We start from the raw sequence: 18,451 nt of genomic DNA on the forward strand, positions 1-18,451 counted from the left end.
GATGCGCTGTGTCAAATGAAACGCTTCTTGGACTGTACGGGATCAAAACCATGATGCTCTTTCGCCGCCGCATCGCAGCTCTCCTCGTTCTGGCCGCCGGAGCTTTTCTGTCCTCGGCCTACGCTCAGGATCTGACTGTCTCGAAGAGCCATGCCGGGAGCTTCTTGCAAGGCCAGGTGGGGGCCACCTATACCGTGTCGGTGTCCAATACCGGGGGTGCGCCCAGTGCGGGTGCAGTCACCGTCTCGGACACGGTGCCTGCCGGACTCACTCCCACAGCGGCAGCGGGTGCTGGCTGGGTCTGCAGCATCGTGGCCCAATCTGTCTCATGCACCCGCAGCGATCCGCTCGCCGCTGGCGCAAGCTATCCACCGATCACCTTGACCGTGAATGTGTCGCCGGCAGCGCCCCCGTCCCTGACGAACACCGTGACGGTTGCAGGGGGCGGGGATATCAACTCCTCGAACAATTCCGCATTGGATGTGACAACCATCGGGGCGGGCCCCGATCTTGTGCTCACCAAAGGCCATACAGGCAATTTCACGCAAGGCCAGATTGGCGCCGCATATACATTGACGGTATCCAATACTGGCGGCTCGCCCACCTCAGGCCTCGTGACGCTGACCGATACTGTGCCTGCAGGATTGACACCGACTACCGCTTCAGGAACCGGCTGGACTTGCAACATTGCGGGCCAAACTGCCACATGCACTCGGTCAGATCCCTTGGCATCAGGCGCGAGTTATCCCGTCGTCACCTTGACCGTGAATGTCGCGGCCAATGCGCCAGCGAGCGTGACCAACACTGCTACGGTGACAGGAGGCAGCGATGTGAATGCAGCCAACAACACGGCTACCGATCCTGCGACAGTCATTCCGTTGCTACCGGATCTGACCGTGGCCATGCCGGCCAATGGCCCGTTCAGCCAGGGGCAGACAGGCGCCACCTACACGATCACTGCATCCAATGGCGGAGTGGGCCCGACGAGCGGCGCAGTCACCGTGACCGATGTCCTTCCTCCTGGGCTGAGTGCAACAGCCTTGGCGGGCGCTGGCTGGACCTGCACGCTCGCGACGCTGACCTGCACCCGAAGCGATCCGCTGAGTGCGGGCGCGAGCTATCCCTCCATCACATTGACTGTGGATATCGCGGCCAATGCACCCGCTTCGGTCACCAATGGCGCCCAGGTTTCTGGTGGTGGGGAGACGAATACCGCCAACAACCTTGCCACAGTGGTGACGGCTGTTGCTGTTGTACCCGTGTCGCCAGCCTCCATCCCCACCCTAACCGAGTGGGCCTTGGTTGGCCTGTCCGCACTGCTGGCCATGTTTGGGCTAGCGAGGATGCGGCGCCGCACTGCCTGATAGCCGCTTCGCTCCAGCACCTACCCAGCAGCCTACCCATCGCTCCAGAGTTCAGAGGCTCCCGTCTGGCCGTGGGCCGCACGCTGGTGGCGGTGCTGGAAAACTACCAGCAGGCGGACGGCAGCGCAACGGTGCCCGAGGTACCGCCCCCCTGGGTAGCACTGCCGCGCGAAGGCCCTGAAAACCTTGCTATAATCGCAGGCTTCGACACACAGGAGAGGTGGCAGAGTGGTCGAATGTACCTGACTCGAAATCAGGCGTAGTGGCAACACTACCGTGGGTTCGAATCCCACCCTCCACTGCAAGTATTCATACCAGACGGGCCCGAGTGGCCCGTTTTGCATTTCTACCTTCCGTTTTATCTATCGCAGCGACGAGTGCGTCGCGGTGCGGCTAGCAGTTAGATGGGCATTCTTCATTTCCAGCCAGCCGCGTACACACCCTGCATGACTGCGATGTGTGTCTCGTTTACGGCCTGAGAGTATTGGCTCAATCTACTCCGAGTGATCTGCACAGCGTTGTTTTCATTCACGGCGAGGTGCGGCGCTCGTTCAATATCTCGGGGGCCCAGACGACCGTATCTGTGGAGGAGCACGTTGCGCACCATAGATGCCTCATTCAGAGTGTTTGAGGTATTTGTTGGGATAGCTATATCGGCCCCCAGCCAACCGAATAGCGTCGTCAATCGCGCGGCAATATCCCATCCACCGTCGGGAGTTTTTTGTTTCGCTTTCTGGTCAAGTTTTTGAGCGATTTCCAGACACTTCTCATCTGACCATGGCCAAGCTGCCATGTCATATGTTCCGCGAGCAAACTTGTCGGCAGCAGATGTTGCGGCGGAGTTGATCGTCCCCAGTGCAGCCGCGATGATGTTTTCAGTGCCGGTCTCGTACGCAGACCAAAGACTCAGGAATGCAAGCACATTGACGCGGTGATAGTCCTCCGCTTGCATTTCAGATACCCAGCGCATGTTGTCTTCTGCTTGAGCGACGAGTCTTGTGATCGTCTCAGGAGCGGCCCCTCTCTTCTGCCCCGCATCCGCCAGCAAGACTTTGTGTAGGGGCCCCAGGCCTCCCACCATGTGCAGGCAGTCAGTGAGATAGCTGGCCAGGAATCTATCTCCGACCAGTCGAGATCCGGTCTGAGCCACGGCATGCAGCACCTTGTGCTCTGGCGATGTTCCTAGCGGACGGTCGTGCAGTTCTGGCATGGCAGGTGCGAGTGGCTCGGGTAGACCTATCGTACCCGTGACCACGCTTTTTTCTCGTAGCCGTCAGTGCGCCCAGAGCTTGGTTCCGCCCACCAATTTTGAGGAGAGAGTTGTTGGCCCCTTGAGAAACTCTCCTTTTGACTGCCCTGGTCTTTGATGGCGCAGCAGCCATACCGCGATCCTTTGATTTCCGCCAGCTATAGGTTTCTTCCCAGCGTTTTGTCTATCGTGGCGCACGAGGCTGCTCGTCTTCCGACTACCTATTACTTCAGCCACTTCTCGAGTTCTGGTGCGGCCCCACCAAAGATGGTCCCGACGAAGAGCAGGACGACCCCAACGGCAGATACATGGACCCCGCCCGTTGCGGTGGATTCGATTTTTTTGAGACGGCATCAATTTGCCCCAACAACTGACGGGCCTGTGCGTCCAACGCTTCTTGTGCCTTCGCTTGGGCCTCCACTACCGCTACGTGTGTTCTGCCTTGCGCGTCTTCTAGTTTCTTGACTATGCCCTCCAGATGCGTCACGCGACCTTCGATAGTTTGGTCGGCAGAGGGGCCATGAGTTGTATGCAGATACCCTCGACCAGAGAGCCCAGGCAATACCCCGTTTATTGAGACCGTTATCGCCGGAGGATTGAGTGGGGGGAATACCTTCATCCATGCCTTGAACTGCGAGCGGACGGTTGGTTGCCCAAAGTCAGCTCGTGTTTTCAGGATGCCCCATACCACTGTGAGCACACCGCCCAACTGCAAACACATGCCAGCCAGACGAAATGACTTCTCCGTCCAGCCAAACGCACCAACGCCAGCGATGGACATGCCGATCCCTGCAACTGCCCACCAGTAGTAACTGTTGATCGGTGCCCGTCGCACCCAACGGCCAATCTCTCTCTCAGCCAGCGAACAAAATTTTTCATAGCCCCCACGACCTATGTTGTTGGCCCCTGTTGTGTCAGGGGCGCCAAATAGACATCTACCAGCTCCGCCCCGACACGCTTTGCCAGCGCCCCTGAGTGACTACTGCACAACACCAGCCACAAGATGACGCTATGTGCAGTCATTTACCTCGTCCACGCCCTGGCGCGCTCCGCGTATGTCCTTGTACGTAGGTGCCATTGGCTCTTGTGTACCCGCGTACTGTCACGTCGGTTCCTGCAGAGGATGATGAGCGACCTCCATACCCCGCTGAGCCCCTGTACTGATAGCTGCTGCCACCGTAGCCCGATGAGAGTGACTCTGCCTGTGTAGGCTTGCAAGGCTCGGACAATTTGTCCGCATACTGGATTTCCTGGTTATCTCCCTGGATGCAGGCCACTTTCTGGTTGGCCGCAACACAGGGCCGATCTTGAAACTCGGTCTTCCCGTTGATTTCGCACTTATAGAGTGGGCCTGCATTCGCACCTGAGCCCATGCAAATAGCGAGGAATACTATGGAACGTAGGGCGTGGCCGAGTGTTGGATGCATGCTTGTCTTTCGCGCCTGCCGTCGAGTTTGATGAGCACGACCCCACATCCTGCCCTGGCTCTATTGCAACTACTGCAGGCGGTTCCGTCAACGTGAAATTGCCCGAGCGAGACACGCCTTGCGGCGGTCCTGGTCTTTGATGGCGTAGCAGCGATCCCGCGATCCTTTGATTTCAGCCAGACACTGGTTGCGGTTGTCACCATCCTTGATGCGGTAGCAATTTCCAGGGTCCCGCTTGACCTGCGCCAGACAGTACGCCCGCTTGTCCGCATCCTTGATCGCGTAGCACTCCAAGGTGCCCGCCATGGCCTCCCCCATCCAGGCCATTGCGATCATGCAGAGCGGCACGAGTAGGTAGCTTCTCGCGATGTTGCTGATGGTCATGGTGCCCTCATTCGCAGATGCTGTGGAACATGGCCTGCTCCTCGCCAGCGGTGCATATGGTTAGTTGTTGCCCATCACGTCGCCAGCGGAATCTACACATGGCCAGTCCTGATCCGCTACAGGTCTGCATTTCCGGACGGCCCTCACATCGGGTGTCACCCTCCATGCATTGATCGGCATCTTTGGAGATCACTGGCTGCCAGCCATCACGCATCAATACCACCCGCACCTGTGCATAGGATTCGTTGCGAGCGAATGGCGGGACAGGACGCCGTTTGATGCTGGTCTGGGCCTGGGTTTCATCCACCACTGGCGGCCGCGAGCGATCATTCCCGTCTTGTGATTTGCGAGAGATCATGAGTGGCGCGCGATCCTCTGCAGCCACGGTGTTACCCGTGACCTTCTGCCATTGCCCCGCATATGCCCAGTAGGTCTGCCCTTGGTAGACGACTTGCATGCGCTTGGGTTTGAGGTGATCGGCATCCTTCGATGATTGCCATTCCATCCAGTCCGCTGTCACGGGATCACCATGCGTCACCTCACGGCATTGCCCGCGTGCGATCTTGCGCATCAGTTCTTGCTGGAAGACCCAGCTACTGCGTTGCATGTAGCTGTCGCTGGTGACGATGCGCGTCAGCACCTCCGGTCTGTGGCGAAATTTCTCCAGCAGGGCTTGGTTGGTCACGTCCGTGGCACCAATGATTTCATCGAATGATTGCTGCTGATGGCACAGCAGGGCAGGCTTTGTCATGTCAGAGCGCAACTCCAGCTGCACGCCCGGCATGAGTAGTGCGACAGGGGCCATGACCACCACCGCGAGCCCATACCAAGCCAGGATCACCTTCGTTTTACCTATGAGGCCCTGTCCCCATGTGGCCGATGAGCATTCCCGGAGAGACTTCCATTTGGTGGCGAGATAGTTCTTCATTGCATTGCTCCCTCTGTGTTGTTGTGCTGATTGGGTGTGTTGTCCCGTGTTGATGCGAGTGGGTCAGAGCTATGACCGTCGGTCATATTTCCTGCGCGGCGACCGATGGCGTAGTCCGCCCAGTCCTGCATGAGCTGCTGCCGTTTAGCAAGGAGGTCACCACGCCGGTACGCTGCCTCCACCTTGTTGCCCACCGTATGGGCCAGTGCCATTTCCGCGACCTCGTTCGGGTAGTCGGTCTGCTCTGCGCACCAATCGCGGAACGTGGAGCGGAACCCATGCGGCACTGCCTCCAGCTTCAGGCGACGGAGTACCGCCGTGAGCGTCATGTCCGAGAGCTGGCTGCCCAGTTCGGGGTCACGGCTGTTGGGACTTGGGAATACATACGCCTTGCCCGTGGTGCGTCCTGCTGCGAGAGTGAGCGCTTTCATTTCCTGCAGGAGTGCAATGGCTGCATCCGATAGCGGCACCCGATGGGCTTTGCTAGCCTTCATACGTTCAGCGGGGATCGTCCATACCCGCGCAGCCAGATCGATTTCCTCCCAGGTGGCACCGCGAACTTCTCCGGAGCGGGCTGCCGTCAGGATCAGGAATAGCAGGGCCTTGGCACCCATCCCCTCCTGCCCCACCAGTTGCTCCATGAATACGGGCAACTGCGCATAGGGCAGCGCCTGAAAATGCATCGTCTTCGTCACCTTGCCTGGAGCAGGCAACAGCTTGTCCAGCAACCCCTTCCAGCGCGCAGGATTGGAGTCGGTGCGGTAGCCCCGCGCAATGGCCCAGTCGATGATGGACTCGATGCGACCGCGCAGGCGGGTGGCTGTCTCCGTCTTGCTGGACCAGATCGGCTCTAGCACCTTGAGCACCATTGCCAGCGATATGTCCCGCACAGGCATCTTGCCCAGCACAGGCGTGGCGTACATGTCGAGCGACCGTTGCCACTGCTGCGCGTGCTTGGCGTTCTTCCACCCCTTCTCATGCGAGGCGATGTAGCGCTTGGCCGCTTCACCGAATGTCATGCTGGTGTGGATTTCCGCGACAAGACGGGCCCGCGCTCTGCGTGCATCCTCTATGGGGTCGATGCCCTGCGCCAATTTGGCACGGGCAGCGCGAGCGGCCTCCCGCGCATCGGCCAGCGTGACGGACGGATACGATCCCAGGCCCAGGTCACGCCGCTTGCCAGCCACCTGATAGCGCAGCACCCAACTGCGTGATGCGTACATCGTGACGTTGAGGATCAGGCCACGCACACCGCCGACATGGTTGGAGCCACGGCGCCAGAGGGCTGCGACCTGGGCCGCGCCCAGCTCCTTGCGGGGTTCGCGGGGCATCATGGCTGCACCTCCGCTGATGCAGGACAGGGATAGCCAGGGGGCTCATAGATCAGTACCTGCCACTCGCACACCGAAGCACGAGAGAGGGCTGGAGCAGGGTCTCCCCCATCCATGGCGATCAGCTCACTTTCGACGGTGCGAGTGCGGCCCTCGGAGAGCCAGTTGGCCCAGTTGCGGTACCGGGCGATCATCCCAGCGTCGCGCTGGTGGAGATAGACGACCTGCAGGGGCGCAGGCGGTTTGGGTGCGGTCAATCGAATTTCCTCCTTGACCGCCACTCTGGAGAATTTCGAGGTCTTGCAGGAAATTTCGATTTCATCGTCCCGGAACCCGCATGGGGCAAGGCGATGCTCTCCTCTCCCCAATTTTATTGGGCTTGTTGCTATCAATTTCATATCAATGACTCCTATGTCATTGATTTTCAATAGCTTTTTTCAGAGGCGGAGAGGGGGTGTTCGGAGCGGGCGCGCTGTCTTGAGGGACGAGGCAGAGGACGAGTTTTCTTGCGACGCGAGACACGGAGACTCCCCGGCGATGGGGAGCATGGAGGGGACAGCAGCGGGTAGAGCTACCCGCCATCTGTTCAGGCCAGTTCGTAGGGTTCCAGCGTCCAGGCGTAGTTGAGGCGACTGGGGTGGCGGGGATGGCCTGTGGCGGTCAGCTCACCGAATCTGCGCCATTGCGGCTGGTACCGCGCCAGCCGTTCATGCAGCGTGTCACGGGCCCGGAGGAAATAGGGGCGATCCACCACCGTTTCGCCCCAGGCAGCCCAGAGCGTGGGATTGGCGTACTGAGCGACGACCTTCTCGATGGCCTCCAGATTGCGCTCGTAGGCCACAGGGTCAGTCTTGGATGGCAGGTCCTGAGGCTTGGTGGCCCGCACCGGGTAGAGGTTCAGCATGACAAATCCATCGAATCCGCATTGCTGTGCCACCTTCTCCACGCGGGTCACTGTGGGGTCGAGTTTCTCTTGGGTGGCAGTGCTGGGATTGAGGCCGATGACCAGCAGCGGACGGGCTCCTGAGCGGCCCAGCGTGTAGCGCCATTGGTCATTTTGATCGGAGTGGTAGATGTCGTACATGGGGGCTTTCAGAGGGGCATTCGTAGCGTCTGCCCAGTCCGCTCCGGCTCAGGCATCAGATTATTTTGTACCACATATGCGGGTGCATAGAGTCGTCAGGCAACGGACAGTCCCTGCCCATGACCAGGGACGAGGCATTGATCGCTGCGTTCGCCGACGAGCTTCGCTCCCGGCGTGCTGCGCTGCGCTTGTCCCAGGAGGAGTTGGCCCATCGTGCTGGCATCAATAGGACGTACATCGCCAAGTTGGAGCTGGCACGCAATCAGCCTACATTGACTGTGTTGCTGCGCGTGGCTGAGGCGCTGGAGGTGCCGCTTCCGGAGTTGCTTGCTGGGGCTCTTGGTCGGCGGTAGTGGCGTGCTTCCGCGCCCAGGTGTGACTTGCCTGCTGGTTGATGCCAGCCGTGGAGCGGAGAGGGCCGCATGCACCATCTCTGAGATCGATCGAGTCTGTTTCGCTTCCTGCCTTACCCGACCCCCCACCCGTTAGCCCGAGTTTCGGGAGGGAGCGTTTCATGATCTGCCCGGCCTGATTTGAGGCCGTTGGCTCACTGTTTCGCGAGCTTGTTCTCCCTATGCCCCAGCCCCCGCCCGCCCCGCCGTCCCCGTAGGGGACGGGCGGGCGGGGGCGGGTATGTGTTGGCGGGACATGGTTTCCGAGGGGGCGCGGCACGAGCCGTCACGCTGGTCTGATGCCACTGGATTCATTGAGGTCAGAGTGGTACTTACGCGCGTTTCGTGGGGGCTGTGACTATGGGGGTAGCGGGCAGGTTCTTCGTGCAGCTCTTTGGTACCACTCTGTACGACTTCAGCACCATCGCGCGGCGGGGGCTCGATTGCACGGGGTTCAGTTCTGCGTCTGGGTATCCGCTGCCATTGCTATCCCGGGGATTCCCATTCCGGGTTTATCCGTCTGCGCGCTTCCCGGTAGCTTCCACCCCAGCCCGACTCCCCCCCGCCCCCCCTTTCAGGGGGAGCGGGCGGGGGGGAGTCGGGCGGTGGGGATTTGGGTGGGATCAGACACTCGCTCTGGCGGATCCGTTTTGCAGTGATTGGGATGCTCTTCGGTCGCATGCCCAAAGCGGAAATCGTTAACAATCAACCATCACTACGTCTTGGCCACTTCTTTATATGTGTGAATGTTCAGCCATTTTTGCCACAGCAGGACGGTGCTGCTGTGAAATGCAGAGCACTGATGCACCTATCCAAGTACAAGAGGCTGAGCGATTTTCCCCAAGCGCTCAAGTACGACGTCCGGCTGTGAGGCTCGCCGAGCAGTTTTCCAACATGGTCCTGGGATTCGTTGTCCAATGAGTGCGAAAAATGGCGGAGCGGCTCTCCGATACCTTCTGAGCAAGCGCCCAGACAATAGCCGAGCGTGGACCGTGCCGCGATGGGAGAGCCCAATTTCTTCAGGTGTTTTCCCGATTGGCGTCACAGTCAATGAGCGGTTCCTTCCGATTGGTACCGCATTTACCATTGGCAATCTAGGAATTGTCGCCACCGCTTTGCACAATATCGCCGCAGCATTTGCGCATGACCGGCTTGATGCCAAGTTACGACTTGAGCGAGAGTTGCCAAAGGAAGCGACGCTCACTGACGCGGGATTAGCTTTGTTCCACAGCAAAATGGACGATGAAGGTCAAGTGAAGGTGACCATCTGGCCACTAGAAAGCTGCGACGGCGCACCACCAACAGACCTAGCTTTTGGATTTCCAATTGCGCAGCCAACACTTGAGACGCTTCCTCTTCCTCTCAGTTTCAAGATCCCGCGAGTTGGATCTAAGGTGTACTGCGTTGGTTATGGCGATATGCGTTATCCCGACACGGGTATTTCATTAGAAGACATACGCGCAGGCCGCGTGGAGTGGGTGAATCAGTCTGCGTTGGATCTGCGTGTAGTAGAGGGTCGCGTTTCGAAAATCCTTACTAAAAACTTTGCGTCAAGTTTCCCAACCGGGCCTTGCGTGATCATCGACGGTGCGGCGGAGCATGGACAGAGCGGAGGGCCAGTCTTCGATGAGGATGGATTCGTTTGTGGCGTGGTTTCAGCAGGAGCCTCACTGTTCATGGAGGGGAATGCAAGCGTAGTCTCACTGTTGTATCCGACCCTATTTCACACCATCAGATATGGTGTCCAGATGGGTCCTCTGCGCTTGAATGCTAAGCGCTCATTGATTGATCTGATCGGGCATGGTGTTGTCGCCACTGATGGCTCTGAGACAAACCTGCCGCTAACTCTGGAGCATCAACTGTTGGCTGTCGGAGCAGCAATTCATCGTGATGACGTTATGCATGCGTATGACGATTTCGCAGGCTTACAGGCCGCCAAAAGTGCCGAACGAATAGACGGGCCGACGTATCGATTGAAGCGTCATAGCCCCGGCAATTCGGAGCAATCATAAATAGGTGACCAATAGTTGCTCGCAGAGTCTTTGCTGTGGATTTAGCGGTGCAGTGTTCCAATTCGGCCGGTAGACGCGGCACTGTATTGTCATCACTCAGCCCAGCCTTTTAGGGTCAGAGGGCGGCGGGGTGGGGCAGTCGTCAATCGGCTACAAGCTGACAGTTGTGAAGGTTGGCCGTGAGGTATGAGTTGATTCACGTCGAGGTCTGGCCGAGATTTGCGAACATAGGATTTTTCTCGTGAGACTCAGCGAGTCGTTTCTCGTACGCAGCACGCTTTTGGTCGATATCGTCGATTACTCCTTGCAGTGAGTCAGCGCGGTTCCACTCCCCGGATGGCGGTTCATCAATCGGCAACCCTGCGTGTTTACGAAGCCGTTTCGCGACTGCTAAGGTGTGCAGTCCAAGTTCGGCGTAGTCACGCTGGCGCGACCAAAAGTAATCACCAGGATCGTACGGATCGATGTGTTCTGCGATGCCAGCGAGTCGGCTGGCTATGTGCTCGCGCTTGCTCGGGATCTGCAGAATGTCGTACATGAGATCCTTCGGCAAGACTTTCCATTCGACATCAATTTCGAGCGGATTGAACTGGGGGGGCTCGACAGTCGTTTGATAGCGACCGTCCTCGCCTGCCGGTTGTCCATATGCTGTGCCGTCATCGAGCGCACAGCTCCAACAACCGTTTGCGAAACGGTCCAGGTGCGATGTGACAAGGATGGCGAGGTAGGATCCATCGCGCTCATCCTTAATCTTTGCGTTGTGCTGTTCTCTTAGGTGCGTCAGATACGCCCCGATGGCGACACCTGTCAGCCCCGATAGTGCGCTGATGATTGCTGAGATATTTCCTGCGTCCATACCGACTCTCCCGGGACGTTATTGATTTCGACTGCCCGCCCCGCCCGGCCCCGCAGGGGCAGGAGGGCGGGTCGGGCGACAGGCAAGCAATCAGCTACTGCTATCGGTACTCAGCATTCCATGATGATGAATTCAGGCGACGCCAACATCTCGAAGCTTCTTAAGAAACTGTGCAAACTCTCGGAGAAATTTGAGGTCATCGTCATCAAGACCATCCGGATCAAAGTGCATAACATCGTTCCGTATGTCCTTCACCCTATTCAATTGGGAAAGGCAAGTGACTCGGTCAATTTCTATATTTAGCTTCTTCCATCTCTCAGGCTCCTCGATGAGTCGTATGTACTCACCGAAAGTCAGATCAGCAGGTGTTTCTATGACCCTTCCTTCGTCTCCTGGAGACTTTGCAGCCGTTAGCTCTACTAGAGTAAATTTCCCGTGCAGTAGCCTGCGCACTCCATTTTCTATTTCGCCCACGAGAAGAAACGGCTCTGCGAGTAGGCGGAATTGTTCGGTTAGATCGCTAGCAGTCACGATTCCACAAATCGTCTTATCTGCCTTCTGCACCAAAACATAGTCAGACGATGCGATTACGGCAATTGCTGAGAACATGGGCTCAGATGTGCCAAGAACGGCCGTTTCATCCATGCAGTCTCTTGCTGTCGCGATTGGTTTTTTGAGTGCAAGGCGAGTACCTATGCTCTTCCAACTAACAACACCTTTCAAGTCTCGCGGCCCTGTCATGACCGGGAGTTGGGAGAAGTCGTTCGACAGCATTATTGTTGTCACCTGTTGGAGGGTGGCGTCAGGAGCAACGTAAATCGGGGGGCGATTCGCTGAGGACAGACTGCTGATCCTGTAGGTCGGATCTGGCGCTGAATCATCTGGAATACCGTGCGCATGATTCTCTGGTGCCGCTTTTACAAATGAAATCTCTCTTTCAATGTATGCCCACTCGAAATCCGGAGATGTTGCTATGCCATGACGACGAAGAGCGTTCCTTACTTTTCGTACCACCCGGTAGCCACGACGCTCAGCATCGAACCAAAGCAGGAATGTTCGCACCGACTCTTTGGGCGGCGCGACGCCCCTTCTGAGTTGCTCTGCGATGGCGGAAAGTTTTTCCTCGGATTGGGGCATTCTGTATTCCTAATTCACTTCGCAATTTAGACCGAGAACCAACTGATGCGCGTTAGCGGGTTGCCAATCTGGCGTGACTCGTAGCCTGTGGTCAGCCTGCTTAGCAGGCAATTTCTCAGATGCAATATCTTTGTACGAACCTGTGACCTCGCGCTTCTCAGTTCTCTACGCGCTCAATCATTCCAACGAGGGTATGGCTGACCTTAGGCGCCCTCGCCGGACGAGTTACGGTGCGCGTCTTGATGTGAACCCTCCAGCGTTCGCCAACAGCGTTGCCTGCGGCTAGTAGATTTTCTAGGTCGCGCCGTGCGAACTCACGAGCCACCATCCCAACAAGAGGAGCCGCACCGTCGATGAGCCGAAGCTCAAATCGTCGTGCTGCAGGGAGGATGAAAACGCGACCAGTCATCTCTATCGGTTCACTATCCACAATGCTGGCCGCTCCCGCGCGCTCCCTCCCGCGACGGACAGCATCTCTACTGAGTTCCACCTCGCGCTCTTCTTCAACAACGCGAACTACAGCCTTCTTTTCATCTAGTACTTCAAAGAATTGACCCAGGGAGGAAAGAAAACGTGGGTCCATCCTTTCCAAGGCCTGTTCGAACTCCTCTCCATCCTGAGCCGCCGCAGCGGAGACCGTTTCCACCACATGATCGATGACCACCTTCAGTTGCGTGTCTGCGAATGCGTCGGTCTGAGCCGCTTCTTCAAGTAGCAGGCCTACTGACCCTCGGACGACGTTGGTCACGATCAGGTCAGAGTTCGCCTGCATCGCTATGGGCCCGCGGCGCCCCATGTCACCGACCTCTTCCAGCGCAAACTGTTTGGTCACCATCTCCTGAAAGAGCGATACGGTCTTCGCTGCAAACGAAGCATCAATGCCAAGTGAGCCGACTACCGGGCCACCAGAAAAGAAGAGGCCCACAGCGGCTCTGTGGGAGTCGAGCGCCTCCACTTCTCCCATCTTGGCAACCAGCGTATCTCGTCGTTGAGAGAGCTGCAGAAACCCGATCGGGTCCGATTCCTCGGTGCGTTCCTCTAGGAGAGAGTTAACTGCGCCAAGGTCTGCGCGTAGAGCTTGCAGTTCAAGCCGCTTGAGCATCCTGCGCCTCCAATTGTTCGAGTAAAGCGAGCGCTTGGTTGTCGTCGCTCAACATTGGGATTGTGACAAGGCCCTTCCACATGAAGGTATCTCGTTGATGCGAGAACAGTCCGTACCAATACATGGTGTCCTGCACAACGTATCGAGCGTCCTTTGCCAAATCAACAAAGTAAGCGTCACAAGAGTATGTTTGCTTTACCCCTGCTGTGTCGAATAGCGCTATGTGCTCACCCAGGAATGCCCGAGCCTCCTGAGCTGGCACAGGCAAATGTGAGAACGTCACAAGGTCAATGTCGCTCGGAGGCCTTTGGCGTGTGTGCTCACAGTCTTCCAGGAAGCTGCCATCAAGGATTTGAAATCCAGTCACGATCGCAATGGAGCGCAAAGCTTCCCGGAATGCCAGCAGCCCTCGCAAGATGCGCCGTCTCTCCGGCGTGTAGCCGAACTGCATCACAAATTCGCTCATCGAGGCTGTGTAGGGCGATGCAGCTTGACGCTCCCCTGGCTCCTCCCCAAGAAATGGGGGCAGTACTCCAGACGCGTTGAACGATGGCAGCACGTATGTTCTCCCTTGTCGTTTTCATTTGTTCGCGGGGATCATGCCATGTAAACAAATGATTCACTACACCGATTCGTGCGTCTCCTGCCTACAACCGCATGTTCCTGATATCTGCGGGGCTTCAACGAGATGGCACTTCAGATGGCCTTCTGTCATCTCAGGAGTGCGGTGCCATATTGCCACCCCATCTGATCCCGCAAGTGTGGGAAGGCGGGGTGGCGCTTGAGGAGGCGTCTACGCGCCCATGGAAAGCATGCCGCTATCGTTTTTCAGCAATCGACCGGCTTCGATCAGCGCATCAATCGCTTCCCGTGCCCGAGTTGATCGGTGCTTGGTGGACACGGCGCTGAATGCAGCCTTGACGACCTCCAGCGCTTCGTCGCGATCGATCTCTCCGAGGGGGTCACCACTGAGGCCGTTTTGCATGTGCAGGGTCAGCGCAACGAGGGCTTCCTTTTGCTGCGGCGTCAGCGCCGGTGCTGTAGCAGCCTTTTCCACCTCGGGCGAGCCTTCAACTTCCGTGAGCGCTGGGCCGACTACAGGCAGGCCGTAGTCATCCTCGCCCAAGGCAATGTTCTCGATGGTGAAGTAGTACTTCTTTCCACCAGGCCCCTGGCGGGTCTTGACCAGTTCGACCATCCGCATACCTGATTCCGTCTCATCCACCATCAGACAGGTATCGAGGGCAGCATAGAGGCTGGAGTGACCCCGTGGCCCCCGCTCTTTGGCCTTGCCGGTGTGGTGGGTGAGCACGACAGCAGCCCCTGTCTTGTTGATGAGTAGGTTGGCATGCGCGATCACCATTCCCATGTCGGTGGAGAGGTTCTCGTCACTGCCGGGGGTAGCACGGTTCAGGGTGTCGATGAAGATGACGTCCACTCCACCAGCTTGATTGACGTGGTTTGCAAGGTCATCGACGGAATCCCTGTCATTCAAGCGCCACGGCCGCGTCAGGAACATGGCGTGTGGTGCAGGAAATGTCCACCCTGGATGGTGTTGCTCAATGGCCTCCAGCCGGGGCTTGAGATCGCCTTCCAGATTGACGTACAGCATGCGAGCGCGCTTAGGAATCGTGTGGTCGAATACCACGGACCCGTTGAGCAAGGCCGCGCCGAGGTGCAGCTGGAACACGGATTTACCGCTGCCAGATGGTCCGGCGATCATTGCCAGCTGTCCCTTGCTGATCAGTCCATGGATGAGCGGGATCGCGGATGGCTCGGCCTGTACATCGGCGCGGGTGAGCAACCCGAATTCCCGCGCCTGTTCGGGCAGCTGCACTGCATCGCGGGGATCGCTGTTTACCTCGTCACTGCTCGGTTCAGATTCGGGCAGGTTGGGCTCAGACAGTTCGTGCGCAGGTTGAGGCACCTCATCTTGGATCATGGCAGACGTTTGGGCCTCGACTGCGACAGGACGCTGTTCACCCGCCTCCGTGCTCGACGTATCGCAAGATGTTTCTGCGTCCTTTGCTTCCTCGGGAGTGGCTTCGGTTTTGCGTCCCAAGATTTCGGACACCATAGCTGCTGCCAAGGGATTGGAGCGCCTGCTGGTTGGCTGGATTTCTGCTGACAACTCGGCGGCTTCTTGCTCCCTACGCCGAGCGGTGAACACAATGGCGGCAGCTTTCAGGTGATCGGTCTCAGCGTTGTCCGAGGGGGTGATGTGATGGTTCAGCATCGCTTGTTTCCTAGCAAATATTGGATGGGCATGCGCAAGATGCGGGAGTCGGGCGTGCTATTGCCTTGCCTTCCTGGCATCTGCGACATGCGGGTATGGATGAGGGCTGAGCCCCACCGCGTCAGGTCATGCTTGGTTACTCGGGCGTATGCGAGCAGCAGGTTGCGCGCTTATCAGATGGCTCTTTTTGCGCTGTCTGCTTGCTCGTCCCGGCTTGATCGGCAGGCTCAGTCGCGTTGCGGCGTTCCATCCGCCAGAGCCTGTCGCCCACTGAGTCCACGCGATCAATGAGATCGCGCAGCATGGCGTTCTGCTGCTTGAGCATCCGGTTCTGCTTCATGAGGCAGAGGACTTGCATACCGAGGTTGAGTTGGTCTTGATTGGCCATGGTTGATTCCTTGGGGTGATGTGCGGCCGCTGTATGTGGTGGCTATGCACGAGACTCGGCCGCTCCATGGCCGAGTAGTTTTCTGACGGTGTGGGATTTCAGACGCGTGCGCGTCCCATGGGCTCGGCAGAGCCGTTGAGGATTGCCCGCATGTGGCGGCGGATTTCAGGGTCGGGGTCGTGAGCCGTCCCATAGGCATCGCTGGCAGGCCAGCTCATCTCCAGTTGCGGGCCAGCGAGCCACTGCTCGACAGCGCCACGGTTCCACTTCCGGGCGGGAGCAACTCCAGATGCGGCCTTCACGAAGATGCCGTCTCGGGTCATGCGGCGCAGGGTAGACGCCGGGAATGGCACCAGGGGCTGCAGTTCGCGCAGACGGACAGTCGTGCTTGTGCGCTGTGGAGGGCGATAGGGATTGATTGGCAGGTTTGCACCGCCAGTGCCACGAGCTACTTCGGGCAAGCGGCTGCGTGGGCGGGCTCCAATTGCACCGACCTGCCTTGAGTCGGTGCTATCTTGCGATCCCTCCAGGCGAGACATCGGTGCGAGCGTCGGAGCGGATGATCCGAGCGACAATAAAATTTGCTTCATGTTGATGCAGATTCGTAGTTGAACGAACCCGCATTGAACTGAAGCTGCCGAATTCTCGGAAGGGAACTTAGTTGGTTGAAATGAGGGGTACTACTTTCCCTTTGCGCGAGCACGCTGCGTTTTAATGATCTTTTCAGCAGCATCCTCCTTGATCTCTTCGTGCGGAAAGTAAATTCCCCAGCTCTTGCTTGCGAAATGCAATGAGTCATCGAGGGACATGCTTAAATCAGAGGCTATTCTTTCCTGCCACTGAAAAAACAACGCGTCGCGCTCTGTCTTGGGAGGTTGCCCCATTTTTGCACTTCCTGGACTAAGATCCTTGCTCGCTTTGTTTGCAACCTCGTTAATTAGCATTAAGTAAGCGGAGATATTCGCTTGCACCGACTCCCAGGCAGGTTTATTGAATCTATCCATAAAATGCCTCACCTCAACGTGTTTGGCGTCATCCGGGAACTCCTGTGCCTCCTTTGCTAGGGCGTTATAAGCATCCTCCAGCACGGGTCCCAAATTCGTGAAAAAGGAGGTTGCCGCAAGGCGTTGATTGAGTAATCCTGCTGCGACCGCAATATCGTGCGATGCTTTCCTTTGGAGATTACGGGTTTCGCGGGGTGTGTGAGCTCCATAAACATACGCGAGGATGCCATTCTCCACGAGCTTATTTACTCTCCGCACATGGCGATTGTGCATTATCCATCGATGCAGCCACAATGCTAGAAACCTCGAATTTTCTGACGATAATAGGGATTTGTCGGGGTTGCTTCCATATGCCTTGACAAGGGCCTCCAGCTTGAGGAAGCGGTCGTCAACATAATCTAATTCCTCGTCCCTACAAGGATCGTCATACCCCCCTTCTGGGTACAAGTTGTATTCTTCGTAGGAATTTTCCATAGTTCGCTCAGTTGTTTGGGTAGTTGATCCTTATGAGAGCATACGAGGCGGCGAGATGGGTAGCGCGAGGGGGAGAGGTGCAGGACGGGCCGCTACGCGATGCGGGAGATCAGGCTTTGGAGGTGGGGATGACTTCTGCTGACGAGACCACTATCAATTCGCCGACCTGGGAAGGCTTCAGCCGTTCTTTGGCTAGGATATGAAACCTTCACTATGCAGCGAGCAGTTCCGTATGCCTTGGCCAGACCACCGCACTGTATTTCCGTTCATAACGCACAGCGATCTGAAGATGCCCGGGCCGGATACAGTCCTCTGGCGCTATATGGACTTGACCAAGCTACTCGATATTCTGGGAAACCAGTGCCTGCATTTCACTAGGATCGATAAGTTTGAAGATCCATTCGAGGGTGTTGCACCGCGCAAAGCGCTCGAAGGCTTGTCGCGCAGAGTTCCGGCCAGTGACCTTGAGGAGGTGCTACAGATTCGTCGCCGTACTCACGCACTCTGCTGGCATGCAAACAAGACGGAGTCTGCTGCTATGTGGCGCTTGTACCTGAGTTCCAATGAAGGTATTGCCATCAAAACAACCGCTCAACGTCTGCAGGAGTCCCTGCAGCTCAGCCCTCCGGAAGACAAAGCACTCTTCATTGCAGAAGTTGAGTACATTGATCATGACGACGAGGCCCTTTTTCTTGAGAATTTCCTGAAGTGGGCAACTTTCAAGAGGAAGAGCTTCGAACATGAGAGAGAAGTCAGGCTCATGCGGGTCGCTGACCATAACGAGCTTGGCGACGACTTCGTCTATCGACCAAGGATCAATGTCAGCACGCTAATTGAATCTATCTGCATAGGCCCGTTAGTGCCCAAATGGGTTGGGGACGTGATTGAGCAGGCAATTTCCAAGTACGGAAATTTCAAGATCGAGCGATCAGAACTTGGCGATGACCCAACTTACATCTCCCGCTTCATCGAAGATCTGCAGGCAGGTCGACATCCCACTGAGGAGAATAGCCAACCGGGGGGCAACGCAACCTCTGATCCGACTTAGCAAATCAGGTAGCGATGCGAAAGCAGGCTTGTCAC

The 18,451-nt window shown here is 57.4% G+C and carries 17 protein-coding genes and 1 tRNA gene; 5 read left to right on the plus strand and 13 right to left on the minus strand.

Going from position 1 to position 18,451, the window contains the following annotated elements:
* Window positions 1-50 precede the first annotated feature (50 nt).
* Complete coding sequence (locus ACAM51_RS07200) at window positions 51-1,364, plus strand: IPTL-CTERM sorting domain-containing protein (RefSeq protein WP_369643122.1); 1,314 nt, start codon at window positions 51-53, stop codon at window positions 1,362-1,364.
* 214 nt (window positions 1,365-1,578) lie between these two features.
* Window positions 1,579-1,663 (plus strand) — tRNA-Ser (locus tag ACAM51_RS07205).
* A 116-nt stretch (window positions 1,664-1,779) separates the two neighbouring features.
* Here ACAM51_RS07205 and ACAM51_RS07210 read toward each other — a convergent pair.
* From ACAM51_RS07210 to ACAM51_RS07235, 6 genes are all read right to left on the minus strand, one after another.
* Window positions 1,780-2,574, minus strand: coding sequence for a hypothetical protein (locus ACAM51_RS07210; protein WP_157497322.1), 795 nt, complete (start codon window positions 2,572-2,574; stop codon window positions 1,780-1,782).
* Between the two features lie 1,553 nt (window positions 2,575-4,127).
* Window positions 4,128-4,424, minus strand: a complete 297-nt coding sequence (locus ACAM51_RS07215; RefSeq protein WP_369643123.1) for a hypothetical protein — start codon at window positions 4,422-4,424, stop codon at window positions 4,128-4,130.
* Window positions 4,425-4,431: 7 nt separating this feature from the next.
* Window positions 4,432-5,352, minus strand: coding sequence for a hypothetical protein (locus tag ACAM51_RS07220; protein WP_369643124.1), 921 nt, complete (start codon window positions 5,350-5,352; stop codon window positions 4,432-4,434).
* Complete coding sequence (locus ACAM51_RS07225) at window positions 5,349-6,686, minus strand: tyrosine-type recombinase/integrase (protein ID WP_369643125.1); 1,338 nt, start codon at window positions 6,684-6,686, stop codon at window positions 5,349-5,351. Before ACAM51_RS07225 ends, ACAM51_RS07220 begins: the two co-directional genes overlap by 4 nt.
* Window positions 6,683-7,081, minus strand: coding sequence for a hypothetical protein (locus ACAM51_RS07230; protein ID WP_369643126.1), 399 nt, complete (start codon window positions 7,079-7,081; stop codon window positions 6,683-6,685). The genes ACAM51_RS07225 and ACAM51_RS07230 overlap by 4 nt, the downstream gene beginning before the upstream one ends.
* A 188-nt stretch (window positions 7,082-7,269) precedes the next feature.
* A complete protein-coding gene (locus ACAM51_RS07235) occupies window positions 7,270-7,767 on the minus strand; it encodes a DUF1643 domain-containing protein (protein WP_369643127.1) in 498 nt (165 codons plus the stop codon).
* 119 nt (window positions 7,768-7,886) lie between these two features.
* Between ACAM51_RS07235 and ACAM51_RS07240 the strand changes: the two genes are divergently transcribed.
* Together ACAM51_RS07240 and ACAM51_RS07245 are read left to right on the plus strand one after the other, a co-directional pair.
* On the plus strand, window positions 7,887-8,120 hold the full coding sequence (locus tag ACAM51_RS07240; protein WP_369643128.1) for a helix-turn-helix domain-containing protein: 234 nt from the start codon (window positions 7,887-7,889) through the stop codon (window positions 8,118-8,120).
* Window positions 8,121-9,151: 1,031 nt separating this feature from the next.
* On the plus strand, window positions 9,152-10,171 hold the full coding sequence (locus tag ACAM51_RS07245; protein ID WP_369643129.1) for a serine protease: 1,020 nt from the start codon (window positions 9,152-9,154) through the stop codon (window positions 10,169-10,171).
* Window positions 10,172-10,367: 196 nt separating this feature from the next.
* Here ACAM51_RS07245 and ACAM51_RS07250 read toward each other — a convergent pair whose 3' ends face one another.
* The 7 genes from ACAM51_RS07250 to ACAM51_RS07280 form a co-directional block, all read right to left on the minus strand.
* On the minus strand, window positions 10,368-11,027 hold the full coding sequence (locus ACAM51_RS07250; RefSeq protein WP_369643130.1) for a hypothetical protein: 660 nt from the start codon (window positions 11,025-11,027) through the stop codon (window positions 10,368-10,370).
* A 132-nt stretch (window positions 11,028-11,159) separates the two neighbouring features.
* The gene (locus tag ACAM51_RS07255) at window positions 11,160-12,164 is read right to left on the minus strand and encodes a CBS domain-containing protein (protein ID WP_369643131.1); all 1,005 of its coding nucleotides are present in this window, start codon (window positions 12,162-12,164) and stop codon (window positions 11,160-11,162) included.
* A gap of 157 nt (window positions 12,165-12,321) precedes the next feature.
* The gene (locus tag ACAM51_RS07260; RefSeq protein ID WP_369643132.1) at window positions 12,322-13,266 is read right to left on the minus strand and encodes a hypothetical protein; all 945 of its coding nucleotides are present in this window, start codon (window positions 13,264-13,266) and stop codon (window positions 12,322-12,324) included.
* The gene (locus tag ACAM51_RS07265) at window positions 13,250-13,732 is read right to left on the minus strand and encodes a hypothetical protein (protein WP_369643133.1); all 483 of its coding nucleotides are present in this window, start codon (window positions 13,730-13,732) and stop codon (window positions 13,250-13,252) included. The genes ACAM51_RS07260 and ACAM51_RS07265 overlap by 17 nt, the downstream gene beginning before the upstream one ends.
* 327 nt (window positions 13,733-14,059) lie before the next feature.
* On the minus strand, window positions 14,060-15,502 hold the full coding sequence (locus tag ACAM51_RS07270) for an AAA family ATPase (protein ID WP_369643134.1): 1,443 nt from the start codon (window positions 15,500-15,502) through the stop codon (window positions 14,060-14,062).
* A 136-nt stretch (window positions 15,503-15,638) separates the two neighbouring features.
* The gene (locus ACAM51_RS07275; protein WP_369643135.1) at window positions 15,639-15,890 is read right to left on the minus strand and encodes a hypothetical protein; all 252 of its coding nucleotides are present in this window, start codon (window positions 15,888-15,890) and stop codon (window positions 15,639-15,641) included.
* 680 nt (window positions 15,891-16,570) lie between these two features.
* Window positions 16,571-17,368: a hypothetical protein gene (locus ACAM51_RS07280; protein ID WP_369643136.1), complete on the minus strand. Its 798-nt coding sequence runs from the start codon at window positions 17,366-17,368 to the stop codon at window positions 16,571-16,573.
* 199 nt (window positions 17,369-17,567) lie between these two features.
* Here ACAM51_RS07280 and ACAM51_RS07285 point away from each other — a divergent pair, with 199 nt between their 5' ends.
* A complete protein-coding gene (locus ACAM51_RS07285) occupies window positions 17,568-18,416 on the plus strand; it encodes a DUF2971 domain-containing protein (RefSeq protein ID WP_369643137.1) in 849 nt (282 codons plus the stop codon).
* The last annotated feature ends 35 nt before the right edge of the window (window positions 18,417-18,451 follow it).

Origin of the sequence: Acidovorax sp. A79, from assembly GCF_041154505.1 — a bacterium.
Classification (GTDB): domain Bacteria; phylum Pseudomonadota; class Gammaproteobacteria; order Burkholderiales; family Burkholderiaceae_C; genus Acidovorax.

Excerpts from the sequence above, each read along its gene's own strand:
- ACAM51_RS07200 (WP_369643122.1), top strand. The coding sequence starts at position 51 with ATGATGCTCTTTCGCCGCCGCATCGCAGCTCTCCTCGTTCTGGCCGCC.
- ACAM51_RS07210 (WP_157497322.1), bottom strand. The coding sequence starts at position 2,574 with ATGCCAGAACTGCACGACCGTCCGCTAGGAACATCGCCAGAGCACAAG.
- ACAM51_RS07215 (WP_369643123.1), bottom strand. The coding sequence starts at position 4,424 with ATGACCATCAGCAACATCGCGAGAAGCTACCTACTCGTGCCGCTCTGC.
- ACAM51_RS07220 (WP_369643124.1), bottom strand. The coding sequence starts at position 5,352 with ATGAAGAACTATCTCGCCACCAAATGGAAGTCTCTCCGGGAATGCTCA.
- ACAM51_RS07225 (WP_369643125.1), bottom strand. The coding sequence starts at position 6,686 with ATGATGCCCCGCGAACCCCGCAAGGAGCTGGGCGCGGCCCAGGTCGCA.
- ACAM51_RS07230 (WP_369643126.1), bottom strand. The coding sequence starts at position 7,081 with ATGAAATTGATAGCAACAAGCCCAATAAAATTGGGGAGAGGAGAGCAT.
- ACAM51_RS07235 (WP_369643127.1), bottom strand. The coding sequence starts at position 7,767 with ATGTACGACATCTACCACTCCGATCAAAATGACCAATGGCGCTACACG.
- ACAM51_RS07240 (WP_369643128.1), top strand. The coding sequence starts at position 7,887 with ATGACCAGGGACGAGGCATTGATCGCTGCGTTCGCCGACGAGCTTCGC.
- ACAM51_RS07250 (WP_369643130.1), bottom strand. The coding sequence starts at position 11,027 with ATGGACGCAGGAAATATCTCAGCAATCATCAGCGCACTATCGGGGCTG.
- ACAM51_RS07255 (WP_369643131.1), bottom strand. The coding sequence starts at position 12,164 with ATGCCCCAATCCGAGGAAAAACTTTCCGCCATCGCAGAGCAACTCAGA.
- ACAM51_RS07260 (WP_369643132.1), bottom strand. The coding sequence starts at position 13,266 with ATGCTCAAGCGGCTTGAACTGCAAGCTCTACGCGCAGACCTTGGCGCA.
- ACAM51_RS07265 (WP_369643133.1), bottom strand. The coding sequence starts at position 13,732 with ATGAGCGAATTTGTGATGCAGTTCGGCTACACGCCGGAGAGACGGCGC.
- ACAM51_RS07270 (WP_369643134.1), bottom strand. The coding sequence starts at position 15,502 with ATGCTGAACCATCACATCACCCCCTCGGACAACGCTGAGACCGATCAC.
- ACAM51_RS07275 (WP_369643135.1), bottom strand. The coding sequence starts at position 15,890 with ATGGCCAATCAAGACCAACTCAACCTCGGTATGCAAGTCCTCTGCCTC.
- ACAM51_RS07280 (WP_369643136.1), bottom strand. The coding sequence starts at position 17,368 with ATGGAAAATTCCTACGAAGAATACAACTTGTACCCAGAAGGGGGGTAT.
- ACAM51_RS07285 (WP_369643137.1), top strand. The coding sequence starts at position 17,568 with ATGAAACCTTCACTATGCAGCGAGCAGTTCCGTATGCCTTGGCCAGAC.